Consider the following 10248-nt stretch of genomic DNA (forward strand, 5'->3'; position numbering starts at 1 on the left):
TTGAGCTTCAGTGTTTTGAGTTTTGTTGTGCCGACCATTTTTCGAGATCGGCCATTTCAGCCGAGCCTTCGATCGTCGTGACGGTCCCTTCCCGGGAGATCAGCATGGTCCTGGGAATGTCGCCCTGCCAGGCCGGGTCGATCTCGAACCGCAAGCGCTCGACGAAGCCGTCGTTGAAGATGAAGTTCTCGGTCGACGACAGACCCGCCTTGTCGAGCATCGATTGCGTTGCCGCCGGCAGGTTCGGCACAAGATCGGCGCTGACGGTGACGACGTCGACGTCTGGGTGATCCTTGGCGAACTGCCCGAGCAAGGGCAGCTCGACCTTGCAGGGGCCGCAGGTTACGCCCCAGAAATGCACGAGCACCGGGCGGCCGGCATGTCCCCTGAGGACGCTTTGCCAGGTCCCGCGCTCGAATGGCTTCAGGGCTGGAGATGCGGCGAGCGCAGCCGCTGAAGCGATCAGAGCGACAAGGCCGGCAAGGCCTGCAAATCGAAATCTCATGGCTGGTCCTCGATGGCTGTAAGCCGATAGCCGTCCGCCTTCGTCATCCACGACAAGTAGGTCTGCTTGCCGTTGGAGATCAGCAAGGGGTGATCGGAGGTGTCGCTCGTGCTCGCTATCGTCTTCGGCGGCGACCACGTCTCGCCGTCGTCGCGGGAAAGCGTCATCTGGACCGAGGTCTTCTCGCCGTCGAACTCCTTCCAGACCATCACCGTCCCCGCAGGACCCGAAAGCACGAAGGGCCGCGTCGGATTGCGGCCCGGCTGCCCCAGCGCCATGGGCGTGGAGAAGCTGCGGCCTTCGTCGCGCGAGTGCGCATAGAACAGTCCCTTTCGCGTCTTCCCGTTCGTGTACCAGACCACATGATAGGTCCCGTTCGGCGCAACGGTGAGGCTCGGCCCATGATGCGGACAGGCATTGATCTGCCAATCGTCATTGCTGATTCGGCGGACCTCACCTGGAGTCGCGACGTCCGTGAAGGTCATGACCGCGTGGTCGCGTACGCCGCCCTCAAAGATGTTCCTGAATATCGCAACCGGCCGCCCGGGCGCCGCGAATGCCAGCCCCAAACGGCAGCATTCGCAGGTGCCCTCGCGCGCGAGAGCAGCCTCCGCGTAGGTGGCACCGCCGTCACGCGAGGAGGCAAAGAACAGTGCCGCACCCTCGTACTTGCGCCCCGCCTCTTTCGCTGGGACACGATTGCGCTTGTCGAGCCAGGCCGCAAAGACCGTTCCATCCTGATCGAGCGCCAGCGCCTCAAAACGCTGGCTCTCGGTGTTGCCGGTGATGGGCTTCGGCTCCGCGAAGCTCTTCCCGCCGTCGGCCGAGCGCGTGTAAAATACTTCTCCGTTGAAGGCCTCATCCCGGAAGGTCGAGAACGCGAGCGCGATACCGCCCTTGCGATCGACCACGATCTTCGGCCGCGCGTCCGGACCCCAATCGAGATTCAGCCGCCTGGTCGTGACATGGGTCGGCGCCGAAAAACTGCGGCCCGCATCCTGCGAACTCGCGACCGAGACCTGCCCTCCCGCCATCCAGACCAGCCACAGCGTCCCGTCAGGACCGAAGGCGGGCGTAGCCTTGGTCGCACAGCGCAGCGTCGGCTCCTCGCAGGCCGCTTCCGATGCGGTCGGTGCCCGCATCTGTCCAAGCGCCGTACCTTGGACGAATGCGAGGGCGATTATGGCGGACAAGCCGGTTCGCATCACCGCCCTACTCCCTTCGAGAGCCCGGATCATTTGAACGCCACCTTCATACCCGCAACGAATGTGCGCGGCGAGCCCGCATAGATCGATCCCGTCGTGTTTGCGAGCACGCTCGCAGGATTTTGAAGGCCGGCCCCCGTAACCGTATTGGAGATGTTGTTCGCAGAGGCGACGTAGGTACGGTCGAACACGTTCCTGACTTCGAGAAACAGGTTCAGGGATCTGAACGTGTCGGACGCGAGGTCGGTCTTGTAGTGCACGTTGACATTGACCAGTTCATAGCCCGGCGCCTTCAAGAGATTGGCGTTGTCCATGTAGAAGGAGTCCTTCCACTGGACCTCGACGAAGCCACCGAGGCCGGCCAGCGGCCCGGCGAACTCGTCATAGCCAATTCGAGCGGTCAGCTCGTTGGGCGAGATGCCAGGGATCTTGTTACCGGCACGGTTGAAGCTGAACACGGCGCCATTGGTGATGTTCTCGACATATTCGGTATAGACCTCGTCGAGATAGGTGTACGCCGCCATGAACCGCCAGCCGGGATGGAACTTCCAGTCCGCGGCGAGCTCGATGCCGCGATGTTCTGAGCGCGGCGCGTTGAACGTATAGGTCGCGTTGCTGGCGCTGGGATTGCTAGCGGCTTGGTTGACCAGCTCATTCCGGAAGAACTCGTAGAACGCCGTCGCACTCAGCTTGACCGCGTTGCTTGGCGTCCAATCAAAGCCGAGGTCATAGCCGACATTGGTTTGCGTCTGGAGCTGAGTGTTGTTGCCGAAATCACCGTTCGGAAGAACGAACAGATTCGACACCTGCGGCGTTCCATACCCCGTCGCGACCCGTCCGCGAAACTGCCATTCCTGATTGAGCCTGTAGAGCAGAGCAAATTCAGGCGCGGTGTTCTCGATCGTGCGATTGACGGTGGTGGGCGCAGGTATCGTCGCCACCGGAACGTTGAACGTGTTGTACTTGTAGAGAGTGTTGACGCCCTTCAGGATGGTGGTCTCCCATCCAATTCCGGCGATCGCGGTGAGGTCCGGCGTGAGCTTCAATTCCTCCCTCGCCCGTATGCCGTAATTGGACGTATCGCTGTAGGTGTTAGCCGAGATCAGTCCCAGCGTGGCGTTTCCGCCCGGCATCACGTTGCGCGTATCGCTCGACGCCACCAGCGTATTGTACCAGGCGCCCACCAACGTGGTGGACTCCATGCCGAAGATTTCGCCCCGCTTGGTGATGTCGCTCATGTAATTATACGACGGAAAATCGCCGATCGTGCTGGTCGCGCCGGTGGGCTGGCTGATGTTCCGGTCGTCGAACACGAACTGGTTGCGCCAGGTCATCGTGTTGTCGAAGTCGTGCTCCCATCGGCCGCCAACGATGGTTCGGCGATCGTTCCGCCCGAGCCCGGCTTGCGTGGCTGTCTCGGTGTCCTTGCCGCCGTTGAAGCCGTTGTTGAAAAGAGACACGGTGGGACATCCGGCCGCCCCTGTGCCGGTCGTACAACCCTGCTGGAAGGGATTGGTGTAGAACTGATTCAGCGACTGCCGCAGCGGCAGCCGCGCGCTGAGGTCGTTGTTGATGATCTTGACCGTAAAGCGGTCGTCCGGCGTCGCCTTGAGCGTGCCGAGGAAGTTGACGGTCTGGGTGTTGAACCAGCTATTGCCGATATAACCATCGCCCCTGGTGTCGCTGGCGAACAGCGAGCCCTCGAAATTCCCGACCTTCTTGCCGGCCGCCAGGTAATTGTTGAGGTAGCCGTAGCTGCCGCCGTCGACGCCATATTCGACGCCGTCGATCGTGCCGCCCGGCCGCGTGCGGAAATTGAGCGCGCCGCCGGTCGCGTAATTGCCGTAGAGCGCCGACGAGGGGCCGCGGATCACGTCGATCGCGCCATAGGCGTGGGGGTCGATCAGATCGCTGCGCGACAGGCCGTCCGGCTGCGTCACCGGGAAGCCGTCCTCGAAGATCACGAGATTGCGGATGCCGAAGCCGTTCCGGGCGTTGGAGCCCCGAATCGAAATGCCGAGATCCCGGGGGCCGTTACCCTGCTTGATCGAGATGCCCGGGCTGTCCCGCAAGACGTCGCTGACCGAAAACGACGGGCGACTGTCGAACTGGCTGCGATCGACGGTGGTTGTGGTCTGTCCGGCCGGCGACTGGTTGAGGCCAGCCCGCGCTTCGCCGGCGCTCGCCGTATTGTTTTGCCTCTCGGCGCCATCGGTCGCGTTCCGTGCCACCGGCCGCGCTGCGCGGGCCGTCGAAGCGGAGCGCTGTCGCGAGGGCCGAGTAATGGGCTTGGGACGGGACCTCTCCTGCGCTTCAACCGTCACAGCGGGAATCGCCTCCGAGGCAGCCTGGGCGAGCGCGTCTGAACCGACCGGGGACAGCAGTCCGACAAGCACGGGCAAGCCCGCGCTTCCGATCGCACGTATGCGTAACATCACTTGAATTCCTGACATCCGGCGCGTCGGCCGGTCCATTGAGCACGCCGTCGGCCCAGCAACGGTGCGCGCCAACGGCTCGGTTTGTCGCTAGGTCAGGAAAATTGAGGTGGGGCGCGCGCCTGGGCGATCGAGCCCTCGGGCGCGGCGATGGCGAACGCTTGGGCCGGATGCCACACCACGCGCTCGGCATGGCGGACGGGAATCGGGGGTGTCGTGTGCGTCGGCGAATCGAGCGAGGCGTTGGCCTGGGCCAGGCAACACAGGGCGCAGGCGCCGGCATGCGCGGTCGGCCCGCCGGTCTGATCGCTCAGGCCGCCCTGCTCGTTCGCGCTGTGGCAGATGACGCCGGCAGACAGCGGATCGGCAATGGCCTGGCCGGTCGCCCAGCAGGCGGCAATCGGCGCCAGCACCTGCATCGCCAGGGCGAGCAGGACCAGGGGCAGGAATTTTTGAAGCCGAGCGCGCATCCGCCGAACCATTCGTTCGTCCACTAACTAAACACCGTGCCGCCCCCAAGTCGAGGTCAGTTCCGCCGTCTTCTTGGCCCAGCGCAAATTTGGAGAAAACCGTCACCGCGGTACCCCAGCACGGCCACCGGGTTGGGCATTTGAGGCACGTCAAGCCAACCCGCCATCCACAGATTTCGTATATTTATCATATACTTGCGGGATCAGGCGCCCGATCATTTCGTCAATTGATCGAATTTTGAACATTCGTTGCCGAAAATGATGACAAGTGAGAAAAGTTGATCTAGCATCCCTCTCGCTCAGGCTGGCCGTGAGGTTCAAGTCTGGTGGTCCAAGTCTCGGGAGGAGCCCCTGGCGCGCAAAATGCAGCGTCGCCCCGTCAATCAAGATCAAATCTTAAGATCGGGGATAATAGGGTCGACACAATTTTTGAGCGGGGCCAGGGCCCCGCTCTTTTTTTGTCTGCAAGGTTTGTTGGCAAGGCTGAAGCGCCGATGAATGCTTCGTCCAATCCGATCGAAATCAGCTTCGAACTCGCGGCCTCGCGCTGCACGGATCTCACGCCCCTCGTCTATCAACGCCTGTTCGACGCGCATCCCGAAACGCAGGCGATGTTCCGCTCGCAAGGCAGCGAGTTGGTGAAGGGATCGATGCTCGCGCTGACGATCGAGGCGATTCTCGATTTCGCCTGTGCGCGCAGCGGACATTTCCGGCTGATCGCGTGCGAGGCGACCTCGCACGATGGCTACGGCACGCCGCGCGAGCTGTTCATCGCGTTCTTCGCCGTGATCAGGGATAGCTTGCGCGATCTGCTCGGCGAAGAATGGTCCAGCGAGATCGCACACGCCTGGGATCAGCTGCTCGCCGACATCGACGCATTCGCCGGCGCGACGGCCTGACGCTTTGCGCTGCACCAACGCGGTTGCTGCGAGCGCGGCGAGTGATTGCAGATTGAGTGATGCCAACTCTTGTGAGACACTTTCGGCCATCGGTCGCGCAATCAATGACGCGCCGACGACAAGACATTATGGGAGCGAGCGATGTCCGGGACGAAAGATTTCTCGACGACGAGGCGCGATCTTCTTCAGGCGGCCGCGACCGCCGGCGCCGGAGCTGCCCTTCTCGGCAGCATGGGCATAAACCCCGCATTGGCAGCCGAGGTCGGACGCAGCGAGAAGCCGCTGAAGGCGGCGTTCTCCAATGCGGGCCTTCAGGCGACATGGTGCGCGCAAGGAAAGCAGGCCGCCGAATTCTGGGGCAAGCTGTTCAACGTCGAGGTCACCTGGTTCGACGGCCAGCTCGATGCGGTGAAGCAGCGCGCGGCGATCGACAACATGGCTTCGCAGAAATGGGACTTCGTCGCCATCCAGGCCTTCGGCATCGGCACCCTCACCCAGCCCGTGCAGAAGATGATCGATGCCGGTACGCCCGTGATCGACATGGACACGCTGATTGCGCCGCTCGACCAGATCAATGTCCACTCATTCCTCGCGCCCGACAACGAATTCATGGGCGCCTCGGTGACCCAGGCGCTGTGCAATGCGATGGGCGGCAAGGGCAAGATCATCATGACGCAGGGCGCGCTCGGCCACACTGGCGCGCAAGGGCGGGCAAAAGGCTTCACCAACACGGTGAAGCAATTCCCCGGGATCGAGGTGCTCGATACCCAGCCCGCCGACTGGGACGTCTCCAAGACCGCACGCCTCTGGGAAACCTATCTGACCAAGTACCCGCAGATCGATGCGGCGTTCTTCCACAATGACGACATGGCGCTGGCCGCCGCCAACATCATGAAGGCCCGGGGCCGCACCAACATCCTGATCGGCGGCGTCGACGCCATGCCGCCGGCGATCCAGGCGGTGAGCGAAGGGCGCATGTTCGCGACCGTCCGCAATCCCTCCTGCCGCATCCATGGCGGCGCCATCATCGCGGGCGTCTCCGCCGTGGTCGGCGGCGAGAAGAGCGGCCAGGGCATTCCCAAGAACGTCGTCACCGACGGCCCGGTCGTGACCAAGGCCAACGCCGCCGGGATGCAATGGATGCAGGATCATTTCCTGATCTGAACTTTCATGCCCGAGGTGCGTTCGCCCATCCTTGAACTGCAGGGCATCACGAAGAGCTTCGGCGGCGTCGAGGCGCTTCGTGGTGTCGACTTCGCGCTCTATCCCGGCGAGATCCACGGTCTCGTCGGCGAGAACGGCGCCGGCAAGAGCACGCTGATGAAGATCATCGCCGGCGTGCACACCGAATTCTCCGGCCGCTTCCTGATCGACGGCGCGGAGACGCATTTCCGCTCGGCGCGCGACGCGCACGCGGCCGGCATCGCCATGGTGCATCAGGAGCTCTCGGTCGCGCCTGACCTCACGGTCGCCGAGAACGTCTTTCTCGGCAATCAGCCGACCAATGCCCTGGGCCTGGTGCAATGGCGGCGGATGGCACGCGAGGCCGGCGAGCAGCTGGCACGACTGGGTCTCGACGTCGATCCGATGAGCCGGCTCGGCGACCTCTCGATCGGCCTGCAGCAGCTGATCGAGATCGCCCGCGTGCTGTTCTCCGGCGCCCGCATCGTCATCCTGGACGAGCCGACCTCCGCCCTCTCCCCGCCCGAGGTCGAGCGGCTGTTCGCGACGCTGCGGCGGCTGCGCGAAGAGGGCACCGCAATCGTCTTCATCTCGCATTTCATCGAGGACATCCTGCTTGTGTCCGACACCGTGACCGTGTTCCGCAACGGGCGGAAGGTCGCGGAGACCGCGAGCGCTGCGACCAGCAAGGGCGCGCTGATCGAGGCCATGATCGGCCGCGGCGGCGAGGCGCTCGAGCACAGCTACAGCGACGATCTGATGCTGCCGCAGCCGAGCGCCAGCCCAGTGGTGCTGAAGGTCGACCAGCTGTCGCTGGCGCGCAGCCTGAAGGACATCTCCTTCGAGGCCCGCGCCGGCGAGGTGCTCGGCATCTACGGCTTCATGGGCTGCGGGCAACAGGAATTGTCCCGCATCCTGTTCGGCAAGCTGAAGCCAGACGCAGGGACGCTTCTCGTCGACGGCGCGCCGAAGACCTTTGCCAGCACGGCGGCGGCGCGGCGCGCCGGCGTGGCGCTGGTGCCGGAGAGCCGGCGCGACATGCTGTTTCACCAGGAGCCGGTCTACAAGAACATCTCGATCAGCATTCTCGACCGCATCTCGTCCCTGCTGCTCAAGCCGGCGCAGGAGCGCGATATCGCAAAGCGTCAGGTCGAGCAGTTGCAGATCCGGCCGCCGGTGGTCGGCCTCGACCTCGGCATGCTCTCCGGCGGCAACCAGCAGAAGGTTGCGCTGGCGAAATGGCTGACCTACCCGCCCAAGCTGCTGGTGCTGTGCGAGCCGACCCGCGGCATGGATGTCGGCGCCAAGAACGACGTCATCAACATCGTCCGCGACCTCCGCACAAAAGGGCTCGCGATCATCGTGCTGTCGACCGAGCCGGAAACGGTGCTGTCGCTGGCCGACCGCATCCTCGTGCTCAAGCGCGGCGCGATGGTGCGCGAATTCAAGAACGAGCCGGTCAGCAAGGACCGCCTGCTGGAAGCGGCGTGACGGAGAAGCACATGAGCAGCGAGACGGCTTTGGCGGGGGAGCGGCGGGCACGGGGCCTTGCGCCCTTCCTGCGCTCGCAGATGCGCAACATCGCCCCGTTCCTGACCCTGATCTTCCTGTCCGGCTTCTTCGCCTTCGCCAGCCCCTCCTTCGCGACGCTGGACAATCTCGGCAACATCCTGACGCAAGTGTCGGTCACCGGTATCATCGCGGTCGGCCTCACCTTCGTGATCCTCTGCGCCGAGATCGACTTGTCGATCGCCAGCATCGCCAACGTCACCGGCATCGCGGTCGCCTATTTCACGTTGCAGGAATCCTACGTCAACATCGCCAACATCCCGCTGCCCGGCGCAGTCGCGATCATCCTGTCGATCCTGCTCTGCGCCCTGCTCGGCCTCGTCAACGCGCTGGGGCTGACCGTGATCGGCATCCCCTCCTTCATCATGACGCTCGCGATGATGCAGATCGCCGCCGGCATCTCGGCGCTCTTGGTGCGCGGCCAGATCGCCTACAAGGTGCCTGATATGATCACGACGCTAGGCTCCGGCTCGATCGCGGGCATTCCCTGGCTCGTCATCGTCGCTGCGGTGATGCTGCTCGGCGGCCATCTGGTGCTGACCTACACGCGCTTCGGCCGCTACGTCTACATGGTCGGCGGCAACCGTGAGGCGGCCGAATATTCCGGCCTCAACGTCAAGCTCATCCTGGGCAGCGTGATGGTGATCTCGGCGGTGTGCTCCGGCATCGGCGGCATGCTCGGCGTCGCCCATTTCGGCAGCGCGCAGCAGAACGAGTTCGACACCTATTTGCTCGACTCCATTGCCGCCGTCGTGGTCGGCGGCACCAGCCTGTTCGGCGGCCGCGGCGGCATCGGCAACACCATCGTCGGGCTTTTCGTTCTTGGTGTTCTCAACAACGGCCTCGATCACGTCAACATCGACAGCTTCCTGAAGATCCTGATCCGCGGCCTGATCCTGCTGGCAGCGCTGGTCATCAACGTCTACGCACAGCGCTTGAGGGAAAAGGCGGCGGAGTAGACGGCGTCAAAGCAAAAAGTGCGAAAACAACCCCATGCACAGTAGAAACTATAAGGGAATTCAGGTGCTTATTGAAGCCGCAATAGCATGACCGCGATCGCACCGGCATTTGACCCGACAGGCAAAACACAGTGGAAGTTACGAGTTCGCCGCGCTCAAGGACGGGGGAGACGGGATGCCAAACGAATGCAGACCCTCTACTCAAGATTTCCGACTGTGGGGTGGAGTCATGAGATACCTGCCTCCCGCAATGTCCGCTTCTCCTCCAATAGCAGCGCAAAAGCCGCGCTTTGCCTCACTTCCGAGTTGGGCCATCAGCGGACTAAGTGGTCCTTCGGTATCAGCACGGGACCGAGCAGCGGATCGCTCTGCATATAGCCGAGGATGATGCCGTGTCCCCCAGCAGCGCGGGGGCAGCCTTTGTACAAAAGTATCTTCACGGTGTCTGTTTTGGTCGATCCCTTGATCACCCGATGAACGTGTGCAGTCAACAATACCCCCTGCAGACCTTGCGCGTCGCTGACCTCCGCACGATCATAGATGTTGGCTTCGATGATCTCGGGTGCATCAATGTTGGCTGGGACCTGCTCGAACATAATGCTCCGTCCCACCACGATGGTGCAGGCGGTCGCGCCGATGCATGCCATGCAATAGATCGCCAACGAGAGCGACCATGTACGTATATCGGCAGGCAGATCGTTAAGCATCGCATGACAATGCCAACTCTCCGCGAGGTCCGCAACGGGTCACAAGCGGGCACTGCCTGTCTGTTCTTCCCGGTCCAGCTCGCTGCCGATCATACGTTGCAAGTCTCGGCGCACCCGATCGATGACGCTGCCATACTCCCGACCCTCGTTTTGCCTGAAGAGGCGAACGGTCGGATACCAAGGACTGTCTTCACGGTGGCGAAGCCAGCGGTAGTCCGGCATGAAAGGCAACAAAATCCAGGTCGGTTTCCCAAGCGCGGCTGACACATGAGCCACGCTGGTATCCACAGTGATGACGAGATCAAGGCAAGAAATCA

Annotated in this window: 10 protein-coding genes; 4 read left to right on the plus strand and 6 right to left on the minus strand. The window is 62.9% G+C overall.

What is annotated here, in order from left to right; translation table 11 throughout:
* Positions 1–7: 7 nt before the first annotated feature.
* From UNPF46_RS07470 to UNPF46_RS07485, 4 genes are all read right to left on the minus strand, one after another.
* The gene (locus tag UNPF46_RS07470; protein WP_142249554.1) at positions 8–505 is read right to left on the minus strand and encodes a TlpA family protein disulfide reductase; all 498 of its coding nucleotides are present in this window, start codon (positions 503–505) and stop codon (positions 8–10) included.
* Positions 502–1713, minus strand: coding sequence for a sialidase family protein (locus UNPF46_RS07475; RefSeq protein ID WP_142249555.1), 1212 nt, complete (start codon positions 1711–1713; stop codon positions 502–504). Before UNPF46_RS07475 ends, UNPF46_RS07470 begins: the two co-directional genes overlap by 4 nt.
* Positions 1714–1739: 26 nt before the next feature.
* The gene (locus UNPF46_RS07480) at positions 1740–4145 is read right to left on the minus strand and encodes a TonB-dependent receptor family protein (protein ID WP_142249556.1); all 2406 of its coding nucleotides are present in this window, start codon (positions 4143–4145) and stop codon (positions 1740–1742) included.
* 95 nt (positions 4146–4240) lie between these two features.
* Positions 4241–4627 carry a DUF2946 domain-containing protein gene (locus UNPF46_RS07485; RefSeq protein WP_142249557.1) on the minus strand — a complete coding sequence of 129 codons (387 nt, stop codon included), beginning with the start codon at positions 4625–4627 and terminating at the stop codon, positions 4241–4243.
* Between the two features lie 482 nt (positions 4628–5109).
* Between UNPF46_RS07485 and UNPF46_RS07490 the strand changes: the two genes are divergently transcribed.
* From UNPF46_RS07490 to UNPF46_RS07505, 4 genes are all read left to right on the plus strand, one after another.
* Entirely contained in the window at positions 5110–5514 is a 405-nt protein-coding gene (locus UNPF46_RS07490; RefSeq protein ID WP_142249558.1) for a globin, read from the plus strand.
* Positions 5515–5655: 141 nt separating this feature from the next.
* Positions 5656–6678 (plus strand): sugar ABC transporter substrate-binding protein, encoded by a 1023-nt coding sequence (locus UNPF46_RS07495; protein WP_018320172.1) that lies wholly within the window; start codon positions 5656–5658, stop codon positions 6676–6678.
* 6 nt (positions 6679–6684) lie between these two features.
* Positions 6685–8187 carry a sugar ABC transporter ATP-binding protein gene (locus UNPF46_RS07500; RefSeq protein ID WP_142249559.1) on the plus strand — a complete coding sequence of 501 codons (1503 nt, stop codon included), beginning with the start codon at positions 6685–6687 and terminating at the stop codon, positions 8185–8187.
* Positions 8188–8198: 11 nt separating this feature from the next.
* Positions 8199–9224 carry an ABC transporter permease gene (locus tag UNPF46_RS07505; RefSeq protein ID WP_142249560.1) on the plus strand — a complete coding sequence of 342 codons (1026 nt, stop codon included), beginning with the start codon at positions 8199–8201 and terminating at the stop codon, positions 9222–9224.
* A gap of 314 nt (positions 9225–9538) precedes the next feature.
* On the opposite strand, the gene UNPF46_RS07510 is transcribed toward UNPF46_RS07505, so the two are convergent.
* Positions 9539–9931 (minus strand): hypothetical protein, encoded by a 393-nt coding sequence (locus UNPF46_RS07510; protein WP_142249561.1) that lies wholly within the window; start codon positions 9929–9931, stop codon positions 9539–9541.
* 39 nt (positions 9932–9970) lie between these two features.
* Positions 9971–10248: glycosyltransferase family 9 protein (locus tag UNPF46_RS07515; RefSeq protein WP_142249562.1), on the minus strand; the 278-nt coding region annotated here is incomplete at its 5' end.

The sequence above is a fragment of the Bradyrhizobium sp. UNPF46 genome (genome assembly GCF_006658625.1).
Taxonomy (GTDB): domain Bacteria; phylum Pseudomonadota; class Alphaproteobacteria; order Rhizobiales; family Xanthobacteraceae; genus Bradyrhizobium; species Bradyrhizobium nitroreducens.

Excerpts from the sequence above, each read along its gene's own strand:
- UNPF46_RS07485 (WP_142249557.1), bottom strand. The coding sequence starts at position 4,627 with ATGGTTCGGCGGATGCGCGCTCGGCTTCAAAAATTCCTGCCCCTGGTC.
- UNPF46_RS07505 (WP_142249560.1), top strand. The coding sequence starts at position 8,199 with ATGAGCAGCGAGACGGCTTTGGCGGGGGAGCGGCGGGCACGGGGCCTT.
- UNPF46_RS07480 (WP_142249556.1), bottom strand. The coding sequence starts at position 4,145 with ATGTTACGCATACGTGCGATCGGAAGCGCGGGCTTGCCCGTGCTTGTC.
- UNPF46_RS07500 (WP_142249559.1), top strand. The coding sequence starts at position 6,685 with ATGCCCGAGGTGCGTTCGCCCATCCTTGAACTGCAGGGCATCACGAAG.
- UNPF46_RS07495 (WP_018320172.1), top strand. The coding sequence starts at position 5,656 with ATGTCCGGGACGAAAGATTTCTCGACGACGAGGCGCGATCTTCTTCAG.
- UNPF46_RS07470 (WP_142249554.1), bottom strand. The coding sequence starts at position 505 with ATGAGATTTCGATTTGCAGGCCTTGCCGGCCTTGTCGCTCTGATCGCT.
- UNPF46_RS07510 (WP_142249561.1), bottom strand. The coding sequence starts at position 9,931 with ATGCTTAACGATCTGCCTGCCGATATACGTACATGGTCGCTCTCGTTG.
- UNPF46_RS07490 (WP_142249558.1), top strand. The coding sequence starts at position 5,110 with ATGAATGCTTCGTCCAATCCGATCGAAATCAGCTTCGAACTCGCGGCC.